We start from the raw sequence: 17,105 nt of genomic DNA, 5'->3' as shown, positions 1-17,105 counted from the left end.
GATAATTTAGGTGGGGTAGGGGACCCCAATAACCCCTACCCACAACCTAGACCAATTAGTCTAAGGCCGAATAAATGGAACTTTTTAACGACCACTTCCAAAACTTCAAACGCTACAACCTCCCCAAGGCTCAGCTCATCATTGCGGATATCCCCTACAACCTGGGCAAAAACGCCTACGGGTCCAACCCCAAGTGGTATGTAGATGGCGACCGCAAAAATGGGAAATCCAAGCTAGCGGACACACAATTTTTTGACACTGACCTCAATTTCAACGTGCCGGAGTTCATGCATTTCGCTTCCCGCATGCTCAAGCCGGAACCGAAGGCTAAGGGGCAGGCGCCTGCCATGTTGGTGTTTTGTGCCTTTGAGCAGCAAATGCTGTTGATTGATGCCGCCCGCAAGGCCGGGTTTGGTGGCTACATTAATTTGGTGTTGCGCAAGCGCACCAGCCCGCAGGTGCTTAAGGCCAATATGCGGATTGTGGGCAACGCGGAATACGCTTTGTTGTTCTACCGGGACAAGCTGCCGATGTTTAACAATCATGGGCGCATGGTCATGAACATTATTGATTGGCCACGGGATTACCGGGATGTTCCCAAGGTGCACCCTACGCAAAAGCCGGTGCCTTTGTTGGAGAAGTTCGTTGATTTGTTCACTAACCCTGGTGATGTGGTCATCGACCCGTGTGCTGGTAGTGGTAGCAGCTTGCTTGCGGCGGAGAATATGCAGCGCAAGGGGTATGGGTTTGAGATTAAGAAAGAGTTCTGCCAGGCCTTTGAGGAAAAGATGAGGCCGATTGGTGGGGCGACGTTGCCGTTGTGGGGTGTGTGATGAGCAAGATTCCGCAGGTGCTTGTGCCTTATGTGTTGGGTGTGATGGAGCAGGCCGCGAAGGTTGATGTGTATTTGCCGCCTGTGACGGTGTTGGCGGTGGCCAGGATTGTTTACAGGCTTGATACTGGTGAAGGGGGCGAATGATGTGGCTTGGTTCAAGGTTGATGATGGGTTTTATGACCACCCCAAAATAGAGCAGGTTGGTATGGCGGCGCGGGGGTTGTGGCTGACGGCGGGTTCGTGGTGTGCGAAGCATTTGACTGATGGGGTGATTTCGGCGAAGCGGGTTCGTGCGATTGGTGGGACGCGGGCGCAGGTTCAGGCTCTGGTTGATGCGGGGTTGTGGGTCAAATTGAAGGACGATTCTGGTGCTGTTTGCTATGCATTTCATGATTGGTTTGACATGCAACCGTCGCGTGATCAGGTGAACGAAAAGCGTCAAATAGAACGCGAACGGCAACGCAATTGGCGCGCAAATCGAACACGCAAAAACGCGCCTGCCAGTGATGATGCTGATTTGTCACGCCGTGACACCCCGCGTGACACCCCGCGTGACACCCCGCGTGACACCCCGCGTGAGTCACAGGGGTTGTCACGCTTCCCCGTCCCGACCCGTCCCGACCCGTCCCCTGGTGGTTTCTCTGGCCAGCCATGTGACGGTGATCAGGGCGCGGGCGCCAGTGGCGGCGGGATTTCTCTCGACGGGCTTGCGGCGGCTACGCGCCGCGCCCGCCAGGCGGGTGTGCCGGAGGCGGCAATCAGTGCCGGGTTGGCCGAGTTCGGCCGCCGCGATGAGCCCAAGGGGCCCGGCTTGCTGCGGGTGCTCATCGACGAGGCCGCCCAAGCCCACCAAGCCGAAACAGCGGCTGAGCAGGCCAAAAGAGCCCGCCGGGCCACCATCGACGCGTGCGACCGGTGCGACGCCACCGGCTGGGTGGTGGGCACAAACCCAGCAGTCAAATGTGACCATAAACCCCAGGCAGGAGGCCCATTTTGAGCGATGACATTCCGTGCGTGTGGAACCCACCACAGGACCAACCCCCACCCTGCACTGTGTGCGAAGTCACCCCATGCCAGTGCGACGCCATCTTTGACACCTGGCGAGAAAACCGGTGGGACACCAACACCTAACACCCTCAAAAACATGCCCAGGAGGCCCGCAGGCGCACAAACAGCCCCCCGCTGGCACCGGTATGCCGAGAGCACATTTCAACCCCGCAAACGGGCACACAGCGCGCCACAATCACAGAAGGGAACCCCACCACCACATAGACCAAAAACACAACCCCCAAAAACCAAACACACAACCGAAAGGACAACAACCAATGACCACACCAGACCCCCACATCCTCTGCGAAGAATACACACACTTCGCCACCCTCCTCGACCCCCACACAGCCATCAAAGAACTCTCCAAAAAACTCAACATCACACCCCAAACACTCATCTACCAACTCGTCATAAACGGAACCCAACTACCTCAAACCCTCATGACCGGCGCCGGAAACAAAGCCCTCAAACGCCGCCAACAAACCACCTAACCCCCAAGAAAGGAACCCCCAATGAGCAATCACTTCACCCTCACCGATGACACCATCACCACCCTAAGCGGCGTCACCCTTTACCGCATCCAAGCCACCAAAGACCTCCCACACCACGGCGTCAAAGCAGGCGACCTAGGCGGCTACATCCAAAGTGCCGACAACCTCCAAGATCGCGCCTGGGTAGCCGATGAGGCCCGCGTGTCCGGTGATGCCTGCGTGTTCAGTGATGCTCGTGTGGCTGGTGGCGCCCTCGTGTCTGGTAATGCCCTCGTGTACGGTGACGCCCGCGTATACGGTTATGCCCAGGTGTTCAGTAATGCCCACGTGTACGGTGACGCCCACGTGGCTGGTGACGCCCGAGTGTACGGCTTCGCCCAGGTATCCGGTAACGCCCGCGTGACCGGTAACGCCCAGGTATCCAACAGTGCCTGCATACGCGGTAAAGCCCAAGTGTCCACCATGCGCCACCTACTCACCATAGGAACCATCGGCAGCGAAAACCACACCCTCACCGCCACCCCCACCCACACCGGCGGCACACAAATCACCATAGGCTGTTGGACCGGAACCCTCGAGGCCATGATGGACGAAGTCCACTACCGCGCCAAACACTGGCACAAAGACCCCGAAACCACCACCCAATGGATAGCCGAATACCAGGCAGCCCACACCCTCATCACCACCCGCGCACAACAATGGGCCAAAGAGGCCAACGAAACCAACTGATGAAAGGCGATAAACAATGAACCACAATGAACCATGGATGAGGCCCCCACTCACCCCCGCACAACAGGAACAACTCGACTACTACGCGACCCGCGCACTCGCCATCTTTGAAGCTGTAGGCGTCATACCTGAATATCTGGCCCAAATGCTTGAGCATCGAAGCTATGACCAGATAGAGCTCGCTATGGCGATTCAAATGGAAGTCTTTTGGGACTACATGTTCGATTATTCCAGTCCTCACATCACTCGCGACGGTACCCCCTGCATAGCGGAGTCAATCCAAATCAACAGCCTGGAAGACGACGCGAAAATCATAATCAACATTGACAACCAACCAATCAGCAAGGTAGTCAAGCGCATACAGGACATGCCCCGAATCATGGAGGAAATCGAAAATGGAAACCAATAAATGCACCCCCAAGCAACAGGAAACCCTCGGCCGCTACGCCCAGCGCATCACCGCAATCATGGCCGAGCTCAAAAAACAAGAACCCACCAAGAAATACGACGAGCTCAACACAGCACAGTTTGTACACAGCCACGCCGCTTACAGCATCACCCACGGCGGCATTGATGACGTGCTCATCAGGCATGAAACCTCCCTAATCAAGGAAGACGGCCGCCCCCTCATCGACGAGGAACGCATCACCCTAACCCTGAAAAACGACACCACAGTCACGCTCGATATGGACCTGATCCCCATCCCGGAGGTAGTGGCACGCATACGCTACATGCTCAAACTCCTAGAGGACTGGCAAACCTGGTGTGAGACCACCACAAGGAACGGACTATGAACACACCGCCCAGGGTGTCTAGTCTGCGTTCCTGTCTTGTGAGGGGCGGGCTGCATGCCATGCGGTAACTTCACTGGCACTCCACAGTGTTGTGCCATGAAAGCGCGCAACCGAGGCGGGGGCTTGGCCACGGGCGACGTATGTGGTCCATGTTGAGCGCACAATCCCGCAATGTGCTGCGCACTGTTCGGCGGGCCACAGTTCCCGGTTGGTGTCCCAGTCGATGAATCCCGGGCGCATTATTTGCCTGCCTTGCGGTGACGCAGGTAGGCCGATATGGCCAATATGGTGGCGACGCCAATGGCGAGTATGGGGCCTGCGGATAGGCAGATTAGGGCTATCCCTAGGGCTGCTAGTAGTAGGTCTTCTTTGTTTGACATGGGTTCCTCCGTGTTAGATTTGAGGGGCAGCGCCCCCGGTTCTGGATGGTTGGTACTTCCAGAACCAGGGGTGCTACTTGTTTTCTGGCTTCTCCTTGTTGGTGCGGTGCTTGGCTTTGTACCAGGCGCGGCGGTCTGCGCTGAGTGCGAGATATACACCAATGAGGGTGAGGAGCAGTTCCTTTATCGTTTCCATTGTTCACCTCCTTTCATACCTCCCATTATACAGCATATTAGACGTACGTCAAGTTAGGCGCTAAGAATGAATGAGACCAACACACCCCCCATCCACCTCCACATCCAAGGCCACCCCGCCCCCCAAGGCAGCAAACGCCACATCGGCAACGGCCGCATGATAGAACAATCCAAAAAACTCCCCACCTGGCGCAACACCCTCATACTCCACATGCGCAACCAATACAAAGGACCCCCACTCAACCAACCCCTACACATCACAGCCACCTTCTACATGCCAAAACCCCAAAAACCAAAATTCCCCCACCCCGCAGTCACCCCAGACCTCGACAAACTAGCCCGCGCCCTAGGCGACGCCCTCACCCAAGCCAGAATCATCAAAGACGACGCCCGCATCACCGACTGGACAATCAGCAAACGCTACCACCCCACCGGATGGACCGGCGTCAAATGCACCATCACCCCCACCACCTAAAATAGGAGACAACCACATGGAACACATCGTTTACTTCATCATCGGCACCATAATCTCCATGACCCTTATCTACCTCGCTGAGAAAACCGCCATCATCCGCACCCACCGCAAAATCTGCCAACAGGAATACCGCATGCTTGCTGCCTTCACCGAGTATTTTGAACGTGAAAACCGGGAAGATACCTAACCCCCGCCCCTCCCAAAACAAACAAAGGGGGGCCCTCCAAAAAAGAGGGGGCCACCCACTGCGAGAAAGGACCCCCACCATGCCCACCTGCGACGACCACACCCTACGCCACACCGCCCGCAACCTCGCAGCAGCATACACAACCCTCAACACCCTCAAACACACACCCGCAACACAGCCAGAAATCCGCACCATGAAACCCACCCCCGGCCCCCAAACACCCGGCAACTGGCTGTATGTGTGCACCTACCTCGAACAAGAAACCCGCCTCCGCGAAGTCACATTCGAAGCACTCGCCACCATTGGCGTGAAGCTGGCCGATGATGATGTGGCCGCGCCAAGACTCTGCCAACTCATCGCCTTCCACTCACAAGCCATCTCAGAACTCAACTGGGCAAGCGATTTGCTTGAAGAGCTACGCGGCCAGTCCCGCATCATCGCCTTACGGTGCGCCCCGCGCGAGAAAGTCCCCGCACGCTACCTCGCCCGCGCCCAAGCATCAAAGCAACTCTTCACCGCCGCACACGCAGCCAAAATAGTCACCGCCATCACCGGCACACCAGTAGACCGCAAGCAAATCACCTACTGGGGCCGCGCCGGATACATCACCACCCACACAGACAGCCACGGCAAAGCCTGCTACAACCTCAACGAAATCATCACCCACTCCCAAACCTCCGAGTAAAATCAACCCCCGCCCCTCTCCCAAAAAAAGGGGGGTACCCCCTACAGAAGAAAGGCGCCCCCCCATGTCGTACAGCCCCACCCGAGCACGCAAAGCCATCATCCGCCAACTACTCGGACCCAACCCAACCCCCGAACAACTCGACCACCTCAAACACGTCATGGCCGCCCGCAACGCCATGCGCAAAGACAAATGCGGCCACTTCGTCTACTACATCCGAAACCACGACCTCATCAAAATCGGAACAACCGGAAACCTCAACAGTCGGCTGCGTTCACTCCCATGGCAAACACTCGAACTCCTCGAAGTAGGCGACGAATACGAAGAACGCGAACGACACAACCAATTCCACCACCTGAGAGTGCAAGGAGAATGGTTCCACGCTGAACCCGAACTACTCAACTACATCACACGGCAAAGGACTCAACTCGCAGCGCAGCAGCACCAATGGTTCCCGGAACAGCCACCATTGCCATGGCATAAAGGCGACCAACTACCCACCAGCAAAGCCCTGCAAGCCCGCTACGTCAAAAACTATCTGACCAGCACATTAGAAAAATTATCCACCCCAACGTTATAATCGAGTTACTACGCGTGTCCCCTCTGGTTGAAGACCACAAGCAGAGGGGACAAACCTATATGAAAAAGGGGGACCCATGGCATGGGCAAACAACAACCCCACACACGTCCCAACAAAACTAAGGCGCTACATACTCGACCGGGATAATCACACATGCCAACACTGCGGTGCTCAAAACACCCCGCTCGAAGTGGACCACAGGAAGGGCCTAAAGAGTGGTGGTGACCACAGCTTAGAAAACCTGCAAGCCCTATGTGTTCCATGCCACAAGGTAAAAACTCAGCAAGAGGCAACAATATGGCGAAGCAAAGTAAAACGCGCCCCGCGGACCCCCATCGGCCTAAAGTGACCTGCACCACAGGGGAGGGGGTGATCCCCCTCACACGGACCCCAGAAGCGCGGAGGGCAAAGGGCCTCAGAATGTTTACGGGTTCAGAACTTTTAGCCGGTGGGGTATTTTTGGGTGCTGCGTGGGGCCGTGGGTTGCGTTTGGCGGCCGGGTAATGGTTTTTGGTGCCTTGATGGTCTTTGGGGGCTGTGTGCGGCTTAGCTTCTGCGGTGTTTCCATAGTGCCTGGTTGGGCGGTTAATTTGTAACGCGCTGTGTTAGAATAGGGCCATGACCTGCAAAGAATGCGGAACCCCAGTCGGTATCGGTGGCGCGCGAGGACGCACCCCCTCCTACTGCTCGAACGCATGCCGCCAACGCGCCTACCGTAAACGCCACCACATCCCCCAAGCACTCACAGCCCGCCGCCGGTGGGTGCGTGCCGCCGCAAAACGGCCCATACAGCCCGATGGGCGCCCGGCGTCTTCAACTAACCCGTCCACCTGGACGGGATACGCTGCAGTGCGCGGCGCTCGTGTAGGTGATGGGTTCGGTTTCATGTGTGGGGGCGGCATTGGTTGCATCGACCTCGATGACGCGCTGGCCGGTGGGGAACTATCCGCCACGGCGCGCGCGGTGTTGGATGCCACGCCTGGCGCGTGGGTGGAATTGTCCCAGTCTGGTGTGGGCCTGCACGTGTTTGTGGCTGGTTTGGACGGGCCGGGCCGTAGGCTTACCGCCGCTGATGGTACTGGTGTGGAGGTCTACGCCCGCGACCGGTTTATTCGCATGACTGGGCGCGTATTTCGCCCCGGCGGGGTGCCGGTGGTGGATGTGAACAAGATTATGGAGGCCGTGAACGTGGCCTGAGAAAGTACTGTTGGAGGTGACAATGTATGCCTGGACCACCACCGAATCCGAATGCAAGGCGGAAGAATGCCCGCCCTGATTGGGTGGCGTTGCCGCCGCAGGGGCGGACAGGTAAGACGCCGGCGTGGCCGTTGCCGGGGCGCGCCCCGCGTGGGTGGGTGGCCTTGTGGAGGTTGCCTCAGGCGGTGATGTGGGAGCAACTGAAGTTTGAAACGCAGGTGGGTATGTACTTGTTGGCTCGTAACACGGCGCAGGATTTGCTGCTGGCGGGTGAGCCTAATGGTGCGTTGTTGTCTGAGGTTCGACAAATGGAGGATCGTTTGGGGCTTTCGCCTATGGCGCTTAAGCGGTTGCAGTGGGAAATTGGGGGTGCCTCCCCGGTGTCGGATGATCAGGATGGGGTAGTGATTGAAGCTAATGAACGGTTCGCAAGGCTCTAATTTGTTGTTGCCGCCGGGGTATCAGCGTGGCGAGTTGGGGCAGTGGATGACGTTGCCGTGGCCGCAGGACCAGGGGCAGAAGCTGGCTTTGTTGGAGAATTCGCTTGGCCCGTTGTTGATTGATTGGGCGGAGTGGCGTACTGATGAGCCGGGTTTGCTTAACGATGATGGGCAGCCGTGGCAGTTTACTGATGGGCAGGCCCGATTTCTGATTCTGTGGTATGCGTTTAATGAGGATGGTCGGTTTATTTACCGCCGTGGAATACGTAGGGGGTCAAAAGGAACCGGGAAGGACCCCCTAGCTGCGGCGATGTGCAATATCGAGCTTTTGGGCCCGTCTCAGTTGTGGTGGGATGGTGAACGTTGGACGGGTAAGCGGCATCAGTTGCCGTTGGTGCAGATTGCCTCTAACTCGGAGGCCCAGTCTAAGGCGTTGCTGCGAGTGGCTAATTCGCAGTTGGGGTCCGAGGCTGTGGACTACTACCAGTTGGATAAGGGCCAGACCGCGACCTACGTCAAGGGCGGGGCGGCCCGCATGGAGGTGCTGACGGCCTCGGAGCGCTCGGCGGAGGGTAACCCGGCAACGTTTGTTGTGCTCAACGAGACTCACCATATGACCGAGGCGTCCGGTGGTAAGCGTCTGGCTGAGGTTGGGCGCCGTAATGTGGGCAAGTCGAAGCGTGCATTGCAGGCCCGGATTGTGGAGTTTACGAACGCGCATGCCCAGGGTGGTGAGTCCGTGGGTGAAAAGTCGTTCATTGCGTGGCAACAGCAGGTGTCAGGCAAGTATGCGCACCTGAAGCAGGATATTCTCTACGATTCGATTGAGTACGATCCGCGCCTTGATTTTTATGATGAGCAGCAGCGTGAATTGGCTTTGCGTCAGGCGTATTCGGATGCGCCGTGGGCGGATATTGAGCGTTTGTCTGCGGAGATTGTAGACCCTGAGTTATCGGCTGCGCAGGCTATCCGGTTCTATTTGAATGGCATTGCTGAGCAGGAGGATGCTTATGTGGCTGCCCAGGCGTTTGCTGCTTTGGCGGACCCGGCGAGGGTGTTCCAGGAGGGAGACCAAATTGCCCTATTCCTTGACTGCTCGAAGTCGGAGGATGCCACTGCCCTGATGGGGTGCCGGATTAGTGACGGCTTCAACCAGACGTTGGGGGTGTGGCAGCGCCCCCGCGGCAAGCGTGGCGAGGGTTTCCTAGTGGACCGTGCCGAGGTGGATGCGCGGGTGCGTGAGGTCATGGACACTTATCGTGTTGTGTGGTTTGGTGTGGACCCGTCCCCGGCGAAGGATGATTCGACGGAGGCATCGTATTGGCGTCCGATGATTGATTCTTGGCATCGGGATTTCAGGAAGTCGCTGCGTGTATGGGCAACGCCGGGCCGTAATGGTAACGCGGTGTTGTGGGATATGCGGTTGTCTACCCCGGGCGGTGCTGACCGCAACCGCAAGTTTTCGCAGGAGGTGGAGATTGTGCGAGCTTTGATTGATGATGAGGGCCTGGATGGGCCATTTCGTCATGATGGTGACCCGGCCTTGGTGGCTCATGTTAATAACATGCGTACTCGCTGGAATAAGTTCGGTTTGACGGTGGGTAAGAAGACGCGTGATTCTACGCAGCTCGTCGATTTGGGTGTGGCGATGATTGCGGCCAATGTTGGGCGGCGCGAAGCGTTGAACTCGGGCAAGGTGCGCGTAGGGGGTAAGGCTCGTAAGCGCAGGAAGGTGATTATGGCATGACGGTTGATGCTAAGGATTTGGCTGGCCAGTTGGGTGTGCAGTTGGCGCGGTACCGGGCGAAGAATGATTTGCGTTGGCGCTACTACAACGGCAAGGCCGGGGTGAAGAATATGGGCATTGCGGTGCCGGAGTCCCTGGTGAATGTGGAATCGGTGGTGGGGTGGCCGGAAATCGTGGTGGACGCCTTGGCTGAGCGAATCGAGTGGGGTGGGTGGCGCTCTGGTGGGGATATTGATGCCCTGCACGTGGTGTTTGCCCAGAATCAACTTGACGTTGAGGTCTCTAAGGCAATCTTGGATGCCCTGGTTACTGGTGTGGGGTTCTTGGCGGTCTCGCAGGGTGATGTGGCTGCTGGTGAGCAGCAGATCATTGTCGACGCAGTGCCGGCAACTCAGGCGACGTACGTGTGGGATGAGCGGCGCAATCGGATGGCTGCCGGTCTGGTGGTTAGCGCTGATGAGTCTGGTAAGCAGTACCGAACATTGTATTTGCCGGATGAGACGATCACCTTGGATGGTGAGGCGGTGGTGTCTCGGGTGGTGCATAATCGTGGCCGGTGTGGGCTGGTTGCGTTGCCGAATCGGGCACGTAGTGGGTCTGCGCGAGGCCGGTCGGAGATTACCCCGGCGATTCGCTATTACACGGATCATGGGGTGCGCACCATTTTGGGCATGGAATACAACCGCGAGTTCTACACCACACCACAGCGCTATCTGACGAATGTCACCCCGGAGCAGTTGGGTGCTAGTGAGAACCCCGATGCGCAGGAGATTCTGGAGCTTGGGTGGAAGGTGGCGATGAATAAGGCGCTTATCATTCCACCAGGTGATCCGGATGATGGGGAGGCTAATCCTGCGGCTGGCCAGTTTAGTGCTGCCTCGCCTGCGCCTTATATTGATGAGTTGCGGATGTTGGCGCAGTTGGTGTCTGCCCAGTCTGGTGTTCCGGCCGCGTATTTGGGGTTTACGTCGGATAATCCGGCGTCTGCGGATGCTATTCGTGCTGCGGAGTCGCGGCTGGTTAAGCGTGCGGAGATGCGGCAGGTGTCTTTTGGTAAGGCGTTGGTTAATGATTTGGCGTATGTGTGCTTGTCGATTTTGGACGGTGCCCCGCCGTCGCCTGAGGTGATGGCTGGGGTGTCGAGTGTGTGGCGTGAGGCGTCTACGCCTACGTTGGCGGCGACGATGGATGCCATGGTTAAGGCTGTGGCGGCCAAGATTATGCCTGAGCACAGTGAAGTGGTGTGGGACATGCTGAATTTTACGGAGGCGCAGAAGGTGATTATGCGGCGTGAGTTGGCCCATCAGCAGGCTCGGGAGCGGGTGGCGGCCCTTGCTGCAGGCCAGCAGCAGCCCGTAACGGCGATGGATTCAGCTGATGATGAGTTTGTTCCCGGGGGTGATTCCTCCGGGGTGTAGGCCTGTGTGAAGGGTGGTGGTTGGGTGAGTGCGCGGGATGAGTACGCGTTGGCGTTGGAGTTGTTGCGGCTGCGGGCTCAGCAGGATTTTGCTACTTGGTGGGCGGCTAAGGAACAGGGTCGGGTTACGCTAGAGCAGTTGCGGGCGGTGTTTGCTGACATCACGCGGGACTATGGTGAGGTTGCTGCGTCGGCGGCTGTGGACTATTTGATTCTTGAGCGCTCGTTGGATGAGTCGTTGGCTGGGTTGGGGTTTCCTGACCGTGCGGACCCGGTGGGCTTTGAACAGGCGGTGTCGTCATTTGATTGGGCGGTGAATACTTCGCGTGAGGGTGGGGTGTTTGATGCTGCGGTGGCGCGTCGCAAGCTTGATGGTGTGCTGGTGCGTCTTGTGGGTGCCCCGGCGCATGAAACGGTGGTGGTGAATGCGCGGCGTGATGGGCGGGCGTTTGCCCGTGTGCCGGAGCCAGGGGCGTGCGCTTTTTGTTTGATGTTGGCGTCTCGTGGGGCGGTGTATGCGTCAAGGCACACCGCCGGGGCTGCTGATGCCGGGACGTCGTTTCATGACCATTGCCGGTGCTTGGTCATCGAGTGCAAGCGTGATGGGTCTGACCTGCCGCGTATAAATCGGGATTTGGAGGCAGCGTGGGCAAAGTCAGGGGCGAGGAACCGGGCGGAGTTTAAAAAGTATATTAAGCTGCGTGGTGAGGTTGGTGGGCCGCCCTGGCCGCCGCTTGAGCGGGTAAACGTGCCTGAGTACGCCGGTGATGGCACATCTAAGGTGTTTCCTGGCGAGCCACTGCCCAAGGATTTGAACAGGGCCGTAGCGCACGTGCTGTATGGGTGGCGAGATACCCCATTGAAAGGCGGGATGTGGGTTAAGCATTCCGAGGATTCCCGCATGGGGCATACCTGGGACTCACAGCGAGCTAAAGCGTCGAAGTTTCCCAAGTCATGGTCCAATCAGAAGATTGCGGACGCTGTGGTGGAGACCCTGGAAAACCCAGAGTACTTTAAATCTGGTAAAACTAGGCGGACTGTCTGGCGGGAGATTGAGGGAACTATCGTTAAAGTAGAATATAACGTCATTCCAGGTGGTAGGGTGATTTTTGGTACTGCCTATCCATGTGAGCTTGAGAAAGGGGCGGATAAGCATGTTGACTGATGAAGAAGTCTACCGTCGTTTGGATGCAATGCTGCCTCCAGGAGTTGAGCGATGGGGTGCTCAGGCGAATTTCGAGGCCGGAGAGCCCGAATGCGCTATCACAGCGCTGATGGATGCTGCTTTTGTTGCGGGCGGACTACCTGTTGAGGCTCTCCGTCTGATTCGGTCCAATTATGACGGTGGGCCTGTAATCGAGATTCTTGAAGCATTGGTAGCACTCGAGGATCGTTGAGGACTGATAGCGCCGCCATGTTTGGTTGGTGGCCGGGTTCGAGTCCCGGCGGCGCACTAGAACCCCATTGGGCCTTTTGTTGGGTCTGGTGGGGTTTTGTCATGCCCGGAATTGGGCTGAAATTTTTTGCCCTGGAAAAGGAGAACCCCTAGAATGTTTGTTTCACACCCGTGGTTGCGTTTCGTTGAAGGTGTAGATGGTGGTGCCGCAACGGCACCGGAGCCTACCGATGCCCCTGCTGATTCTGCTGGTGATACCCAAGAGGAGGGTGCCGGTGATGAGGTGGACTACAAGGCTAAGTACGAGGCCATGAAGAAGCATTCCCGTGAGTGGGAAGCTAAGGCCAAGGCCAATAAGAAGGCTGCGGACCGGCTTAAGGAAATCGAGGATGCCGACAAGTCGGAAGCTGAGCGGCTTACTGAGCAGTTGGCTGCGTCCGAAAAGGACAACGCGGTGCTGCGTGCGGAGCTTAATCGGATGACGATTGCGGCTAAGCATGGGCTAAGTGCGGAGGATGCGGAATTGTTCCTGCATGGTGATACCGAGGCTATGGAAGCCCAGGCGCAGGCCTTGGCTGGCCGTAGGGTCAAGGTGGGCGGTGCGGAAGCCCCCGCGCAGGGGCGCGGCAGTGCCTCCGGTTCGGTGGAAGCTGCGCGCCAGTGGGCGAAGAAGCTAACCGAACAGCACTAGGGAAAGTCATTGTCAATTATTTGTCTAGCCCCTTTTTAAGGAGGGAAAAATTATGCAGCTTAACGTTGCAATGCAGCAGTGGGGAAGTGAGGATCAGCGCTGGCTTGGTTCTGCCCACGGTGTTGATGCCGCCCAGACTGTCACCCTAAACGGTGAGAAGCTGACGGCTTTTGCTAAGGATGGGGTTATCCCCTCTGGCATCGCGCTGAAGAAGGAAGGATCCCGGTGGGAGCCGGTTACCGACGCTGGCGATACTCTGGCCGGGTTTTTGCTGACCTCCCAGTCCTTTAAGGAAGGCGCTGGTGATGTGGTGGCTCCGATGCTGGACCATGGGCGGATTCGGGTTGAGCATTTGCCCAAGGGCGGGTTCGATGTGACGAAGCTGACTACCCCGAACCCGCTGTTTGTGCTGGTAGGCGAGAAGAAGGAGGACTAAACCATGAATCTGTGGACTGATATTGTCTCCCCAGTTGAGCTGACCATGGCCGCACGGGTGGGCATTGAAGAACGTGAGCGCACGCGTGTGAGCCTGGCAACGTTCCTGCCTAATCGCACTGTCGATGATATTGCGGTGCGCCTGACGACAACGGAAAGCGGCCTGGTGCCGGTGGCGGAGTACCGCTCCTACGATGCGGAAACCCCGCTGGGTGCAACCCCCGGCGGCAAGCACGTGACCGTAGACCTGCCGGCATTGGGGCAGAAGATCCGCGTGTCCGAGTACGACCAGCTGCGCATGCGCCACCGGGAAGATTCCGACCTGGTGCGCAATTCCATCGGCAAGGTCGCTATCCGCGTAGGCCAGGCGGTTGCTGACCGCATGGAGCTTGCGCGCGGCAAGGTCCTGGCCGAGGGTGGGGCCTCCATCTTTGAAAACGGGTTCTATTCTACGGCTGACTTTGGCCGCCATGAGGACCTGACCATTAACGTGGCGAAGAAGTGGACTGAGTCGGGGGCCACCCCGCTGACTGATATTCAGGACGCGGTAGAAAAGTACATCGCTGTCAACGGAGTAGAGCCGGGTACCCTTCTGGTGTCCCGCAAGACCGTGGCCGCGCTGCTTCGTAGCGAGGAGATTCGCAAGACCGCATCCGGTAACACCCCCACGATGGTGAACCGTAACTATGTGGATAGCCTGCTGGATTCCTTTGGTCTGCCGGGCCTGTTTGCCTATGACCGTAAGGTGCGTACGCAGGCAGGCCTGCAGGCGGTTATCCCGGACAACATGGTGCTGCTGCTGCCGTCTGCCGACCATGCTGAGGAGCTGGGCTCTACGTTCTGGGGCACTACTCTGGAAGCAATGGCCCCGAATTATGGGCTTACTGTGGATGACCGCCCGGGCATTGTTGCTGGTGCGTACAGGGAGGAGGACCCGATGGGTGTGTGGGTTAAGGCTGCGGCTATTGGCCTGCCGGTGTTGGCGAATCCGAACCTGGTTGCCACGCTGACCGTGGCCTAAAGGGAGGTGCCTTTTCCGTGTCGAAGATTCGATCTGATGTTGCTGGTGTTGTGCTGGCGCGGGATTCGACTTCCGTGGTGTGGCTGCGCGCCGGTGATGAGGTCCCCGCCGGTGTGACCGTAGATCCTGACCTGCTTGAGGGTGGGGAGACGGAGGCGGTAAAGCCTGCTAAGCGGGGTGGGCGGCGTGCTGCTGGCAAGTCTGACTGATGTTCTTGACCGTCTCATTGACGATGAGGATGTTGATGAAGACCGGGCGGCGGCCCTGCTGGAGGAGGCTTCTGCCCTGGTGGAGGCTTATCTAGGGCATGCGCCTAACCCGGTGCCTGACCCGGTGCGCTTGGTGACTGCTCGGATGGTTGCGCGTGTGCTGGAAGCCCCGGAGCAGTCTTTTGCTGCCACGTCTACCCAGTACACCGCCGGGCCGTTCCAACAGCAGGTCTCCTACTCGCAGGGGGCCTCTGGTGGTGCGCCGTGGCTTACCGCGTCGGATAAGACGATGCTCGCACCGTTTCGGCGGCGTCGCATGCGCGGGGTGTACTCCATGACCATGAGCTAAACCCCTGGTAGGAGATGGTGTGAGTGTTTAAACCACAAACTCAGCTAACCCTGGTAACTCCCGGGAAGATGGTCAAGAACCGATTCGGTGACCTCAAGCCTGCCGGTGAGGTTGAAACCGTGATCCCGGTGGTGCAGTGGTATGTGAGCGCGTCGGAGGAGTCGCAAGGTGATTCCCTGCAGCGCATCATTGACCTGCTCACGGTGTATGTGCCTGTTGGTGTGGACGTCGACCCTGCTGGGGTGTTTGTTCTGCCGGATGGTAGCCGGTGGGCTATCCAAGGCCACGGGCGTGACTATAACCATGGGTTCCATGGGTGGGCGCCCGGGGTGCTGGTCTACGAAGCGAAGAAAGTGGAGGGCTAGAAGTGGTTGAAGTATCAATCCAGGACCTCGCGGCCCCGGATAAGGTGCGCGGTATCGAGTTCCCTGCGGGGGCGGGTCTGCAAATCCTTGACGGGTGTTTGGTAGTTCTTGATGGGCAGAAGGTGGGTTTGGCGGCGTTTGCTGCTGGCCGGTGGCTCAGTGCGGAGCTGCGATGAGTGTTCGTGTTGTGATTAACCGGCAGGCGGTTGGTTCACTGCTGCTGTCTGACGGGGTGCGGGATGAGGTCACGCGGCATACTGAGGCTGTTCAGGCGCGTGCTGGCATCAATTACGGTTCGTCTGTTAAGCGGATTGGTGACCGGCCGCAGGGCATTGTCTACACCGACAACTTTAAGGCCAGGGTGGATAACGGGCGTAACAACACCTTGTTGAAGGCGGTGGGTGGATGATTACCGCAATCGAGATTGTGCAGGCCGGGCTAGACGGGTTGGTCCATGTTCCGGTAACTCACCATGTGCCACGGGTCCGCCCGGAGAGGTTTGTCCGCGTGGACCAGGGCCCGCCCCGCGAAATCACCCCTGTGGCGGACCAAGCTTTGGTCATTATCCAGGTCTACGCCCCGGATGATGCCGCAGGGGAAGAGTGGGCGATTGAGACCAGTGGGCTCATCCACGGCGCCTTGGCCCATAGGTGGTTTGAGATGGGGGAGCGTGTGTTTGGGTGGGAGGTATCCCAGGGCCCGCACCCGTTCCCGGATCCGGATGTGCCGGATTGTGTGCGCTGGCAATTGTCAGGCACGTTGCTGTTTTCGCCAACCTCCGCAGGGTAGCGGGGTTGGTTGTTCCATGATGGTTTTGAAAGGACCGTGAAGAGTTATGGCTGATAAGCGTAAGCGTCAGAACATTGTGATGGGTGCGCCGGATGTTGCTGCCGGCGCGTTTGAGCTTGGTATCGCAGCAACTGCGAAGGACCAGTTCCCTAAGACTTTTGCCGACAAGATGGAGGCCCTGAAGCTCAAGCCGGGCGGCTACCTGTCTGAGGATGGTGTCACCAAGACCGTGGATATTTCCACGGAGAAGGTCAAGAGCTGGAATCTGGAGACCGTTGTGCAGCTGCAGACGGACTACAGCGTCACCTTGAAGCTGGTGGGGTTGGAGTTCTTGAACCCGGACATGCTCAAGTTTGCCCTGGGTGATGGCAACGTCGAAGTTGCAAACGGCAAGATTCGCCTGGTGGATAATGCCGCTGAGCGCCCGCACCGGTCTATGGTGTTCCGTATCAACGGCGGCGACGGCAAGAAGCTGCTGCTGTTCGTGCCGGACGCACAGGTCTCCGCTCTGGGTGATGTGCAGTTCGTCAAGTCCAGTGTGGTGCGCCTGGATCTCACTGTTGAGGCGTTCCCGGTTGATGGTGAGAATGTTGTGACGATTGTTGAGGATTCGGCGATCAAGGTTGACACCGGTTCGCAGGGATAACC

Annotated in this window: 30 protein-coding genes; 28 read left to right on the top strand and 2 right to left on the bottom strand. The window is 58.0% G+C overall.

Going from position 1 to position 17,105, the window contains the following annotated elements; all coding sequences use genetic code 11:
• The first annotated feature begins 74 nt into the window (after window positions 1-74).
• From G7Y31_RS06790 to G7Y31_RS06760, 7 genes are all read left to right on the top strand, one after another.
• The gene (locus G7Y31_RS06790) at window positions 75-833 is read left to right on the top strand and encodes a DNA-methyltransferase (protein WP_165006413.1); all 759 of its coding nucleotides are present in this window, start codon (window positions 75-77) and stop codon (window positions 831-833) included.
• Window positions 833-979 (top strand): hypothetical protein, encoded by a 147-nt coding sequence (locus G7Y31_RS06785; RefSeq protein WP_165006411.1) that lies wholly within the window; start codon window positions 833-835, stop codon window positions 977-979. Before G7Y31_RS06790 ends, G7Y31_RS06785 begins: the two co-directional genes overlap by 1 nt.
• A gap of 1 nt (window position 980) precedes the next feature.
• Window positions 981-1,832, top strand: a complete 852-nt coding sequence (locus G7Y31_RS06780) for a hypothetical protein (RefSeq protein WP_165006408.1) — start codon at window positions 981-983, stop codon at window positions 1,830-1,832.
• Window positions 1,833-2,160: 328 nt separating this feature from the next.
• Window positions 2,161-2,376: a hypothetical protein gene (locus G7Y31_RS06775; protein WP_165006406.1), complete on the top strand. Its 216-nt coding sequence runs from the start codon at window positions 2,161-2,163 to the stop codon at window positions 2,374-2,376.
• A gap of 21 nt (window positions 2,377-2,397) precedes the next feature.
• Complete coding sequence (locus G7Y31_RS06770; protein WP_165006403.1) at window positions 2,398-3,105, top strand: LbetaH domain-containing protein; 708 nt, start codon at window positions 2,398-2,400, stop codon at window positions 3,103-3,105.
• A 16-nt stretch (window positions 3,106-3,121) separates the two neighbouring features.
• The gene (locus G7Y31_RS06765; protein WP_165006401.1) at window positions 3,122-3,514 is read left to right on the top strand and encodes a hypothetical protein; all 393 of its coding nucleotides are present in this window, start codon (window positions 3,122-3,124) and stop codon (window positions 3,512-3,514) included.
• Entirely contained in the window at window positions 3,501-3,899 is a 399-nt protein-coding gene (locus tag G7Y31_RS06760; RefSeq protein ID WP_165006398.1) for a hypothetical protein, read from the top strand. Before G7Y31_RS06765 ends, G7Y31_RS06760 begins: the two co-directional genes overlap by 14 nt.
• 239 nt (window positions 3,900-4,138) lie before the next feature.
• Here G7Y31_RS06760 and G7Y31_RS06755 read toward each other — a convergent pair whose 3' ends face one another.
• Together G7Y31_RS06755 and G7Y31_RS11990 are read right to left on the bottom strand one after the other, a co-directional pair.
• Window positions 4,139-4,279: a hypothetical protein gene (locus tag G7Y31_RS06755; RefSeq protein WP_165006395.1), complete on the bottom strand. Its 141-nt coding sequence runs from the start codon at window positions 4,277-4,279 to the stop codon at window positions 4,139-4,141.
• Window positions 4,280-4,352: 73 nt separating this feature from the next.
• On the bottom strand, window positions 4,353-4,475 hold the full coding sequence (locus tag G7Y31_RS11990; protein WP_268896611.1) for a hypothetical protein: 123 nt from the start codon (window positions 4,473-4,475) through the stop codon (window positions 4,353-4,355).
• A gap of 66 nt (window positions 4,476-4,541) precedes the next feature.
• Between G7Y31_RS11990 and G7Y31_RS06750 the strand changes: the two genes are divergently transcribed.
• The 21 genes from G7Y31_RS06750 to G7Y31_RS06650 all read left to right on the top strand — a co-directional run bounded on the left by G7Y31_RS06750 (window position 4,542) and on the right by G7Y31_RS06650 (window position 17,103).
• Complete coding sequence (locus G7Y31_RS06750) at window positions 4,542-4,949, top strand: RusA family crossover junction endodeoxyribonuclease (RefSeq protein ID WP_165006392.1); 408 nt, start codon at window positions 4,542-4,544, stop codon at window positions 4,947-4,949.
• A gap of 16 nt (window positions 4,950-4,965) precedes the next feature.
• Window positions 4,966-5,136, top strand: a complete 171-nt coding sequence (locus G7Y31_RS06745; protein WP_165006390.1) for a hypothetical protein — start codon at window positions 4,966-4,968, stop codon at window positions 5,134-5,136.
• 79 nt (window positions 5,137-5,215) lie between these two features.
• Window positions 5,216-5,821 (top strand): hypothetical protein, encoded by a 606-nt coding sequence (locus tag G7Y31_RS06740; RefSeq protein WP_165006387.1) that lies wholly within the window; start codon window positions 5,216-5,218, stop codon window positions 5,819-5,821.
• Between the two features lie 64 nt (window positions 5,822-5,885).
• Window positions 5,886-6,401: a GIY-YIG nuclease family protein gene (locus tag G7Y31_RS06735; RefSeq protein WP_165006385.1), complete on the top strand. Its 516-nt coding sequence runs from the start codon at window positions 5,886-5,888 to the stop codon at window positions 6,399-6,401.
• Between the two features lie 76 nt (window positions 6,402-6,477).
• Window positions 6,478-6,750 (top strand): HNH endonuclease, encoded by a 273-nt coding sequence (locus G7Y31_RS12090; RefSeq protein WP_165006383.1) that lies wholly within the window; start codon window positions 6,478-6,480, stop codon window positions 6,748-6,750.
• Window positions 6,751-7,286: 536 nt separating this feature from the next.
• Window positions 7,287-7,598: a hypothetical protein gene (locus tag G7Y31_RS06725; RefSeq protein ID WP_165006380.1), complete on the top strand. Its 312-nt coding sequence runs from the start codon at window positions 7,287-7,289 to the stop codon at window positions 7,596-7,598.
• A 26-nt stretch (window positions 7,599-7,624) separates the two neighbouring features.
• Complete coding sequence (locus G7Y31_RS06720; protein WP_165006379.1) at window positions 7,625-8,038, top strand: phage terminase small subunit; 414 nt, start codon at window positions 7,625-7,627, stop codon at window positions 8,036-8,038.
• Window positions 8,016-9,785: a terminase gene (locus G7Y31_RS06715; protein ID WP_165006377.1), complete on the top strand. Its 1,770-nt coding sequence runs from the start codon at window positions 8,016-8,018 to the stop codon at window positions 9,783-9,785. The genes G7Y31_RS06720 and G7Y31_RS06715 overlap by 23 nt, the downstream gene beginning before the upstream one ends.
• Window positions 9,782-11,203, top strand: a complete 1,422-nt coding sequence (locus G7Y31_RS06710) for a phage portal protein (protein ID WP_165006374.1) — start codon at window positions 9,782-9,784, stop codon at window positions 11,201-11,203. Before G7Y31_RS06715 ends, G7Y31_RS06710 begins: the two co-directional genes overlap by 4 nt.
• Window positions 11,204-11,227: 24 nt before the next feature.
• Window positions 11,228-12,367, top strand: coding sequence for a VG15 protein (locus tag G7Y31_RS11925; RefSeq protein ID WP_244977357.1), 1,140 nt, complete (start codon window positions 11,228-11,230; stop codon window positions 12,365-12,367).
• Window positions 12,357-12,599 (top strand): hypothetical protein, encoded by a 243-nt coding sequence (locus G7Y31_RS06700; RefSeq protein ID WP_165006372.1) that lies wholly within the window; start codon window positions 12,357-12,359, stop codon window positions 12,597-12,599. Before G7Y31_RS11925 ends, G7Y31_RS06700 begins: the two co-directional genes overlap by 11 nt.
• A gap of 153 nt (window positions 12,600-12,752) precedes the next feature.
• A complete protein-coding gene (locus G7Y31_RS06695) occupies window positions 12,753-13,289 on the top strand; it encodes a hypothetical protein (protein WP_165006370.1) in 537 nt (178 codons plus the stop codon).
• A 52-nt stretch (window positions 13,290-13,341) separates the two neighbouring features.
• Window positions 13,342-13,725, top strand: coding sequence for a hypothetical protein (locus G7Y31_RS06690; RefSeq protein WP_165006368.1), 384 nt, complete (start codon window positions 13,342-13,344; stop codon window positions 13,723-13,725).
• A gap of 3 nt (window positions 13,726-13,728) precedes the next feature.
• Complete coding sequence (locus tag G7Y31_RS06685; protein ID WP_165006365.1) at window positions 13,729-14,745, top strand: major capsid protein; 1,017 nt, start codon at window positions 13,729-13,731, stop codon at window positions 14,743-14,745.
• A 17-nt stretch (window positions 14,746-14,762) separates the two neighbouring features.
• A complete protein-coding gene (locus G7Y31_RS06680) occupies window positions 14,763-14,954 on the top strand; it encodes a hypothetical protein (protein ID WP_165006360.1) in 192 nt (63 codons plus the stop codon).
• Window positions 14,932-15,303 (top strand): hypothetical protein, encoded by a 372-nt coding sequence (locus G7Y31_RS06675; RefSeq protein WP_165006358.1) that lies wholly within the window; start codon window positions 14,932-14,934, stop codon window positions 15,301-15,303. Before G7Y31_RS06680 ends, G7Y31_RS06675 begins: the two co-directional genes overlap by 23 nt.
• 23 nt (window positions 15,304-15,326) lie before the next feature.
• Complete coding sequence (locus G7Y31_RS06670) at window positions 15,327-15,668, top strand: hypothetical protein (protein WP_165006355.1); 342 nt, start codon at window positions 15,327-15,329, stop codon at window positions 15,666-15,668.
• Window positions 15,669-15,670: 2 nt separating this feature from the next.
• The gene (locus G7Y31_RS06665) at window positions 15,671-15,844 is read left to right on the top strand and encodes a hypothetical protein (protein WP_165006353.1); all 174 of its coding nucleotides are present in this window, start codon (window positions 15,671-15,673) and stop codon (window positions 15,842-15,844) included.
• Window positions 15,841-16,077, top strand: coding sequence for a hypothetical protein (locus tag G7Y31_RS06660; protein WP_165006349.1), 237 nt, complete (start codon window positions 15,841-15,843; stop codon window positions 16,075-16,077). Before G7Y31_RS06665 ends, G7Y31_RS06660 begins: the two co-directional genes overlap by 4 nt.
• Window positions 16,074-16,457 carry a hypothetical protein gene (locus G7Y31_RS06655; RefSeq protein ID WP_165006346.1) on the top strand — a complete coding sequence of 128 codons (384 nt, stop codon included), beginning with the start codon at window positions 16,074-16,076 and terminating at the stop codon, window positions 16,455-16,457. The genes G7Y31_RS06660 and G7Y31_RS06655 overlap by 4 nt, the downstream gene beginning before the upstream one ends.
• A gap of 46 nt (window positions 16,458-16,503) precedes the next feature.
• Window positions 16,504-17,103 (top strand): phage tail tube protein, encoded by a 600-nt coding sequence (locus G7Y31_RS06650; protein ID WP_165006343.1) that lies wholly within the window; start codon window positions 16,504-16,506, stop codon window positions 17,101-17,103.
• The last annotated feature ends 2 nt before the right edge of the window (window positions 17,104-17,105 follow it).

The organism is Corynebacterium lizhenjunii, from assembly GCF_011038655.2.
Lineage (GTDB): Bacteria > Actinomycetota > Actinomycetes > Mycobacteriales > Mycobacteriaceae > Corynebacterium > Corynebacterium lizhenjunii.
The sequence above is the reverse complement of the archived record's forward strand: the minus strand, read 5'-3'. Positions and strand labels throughout refer to the sequence as shown.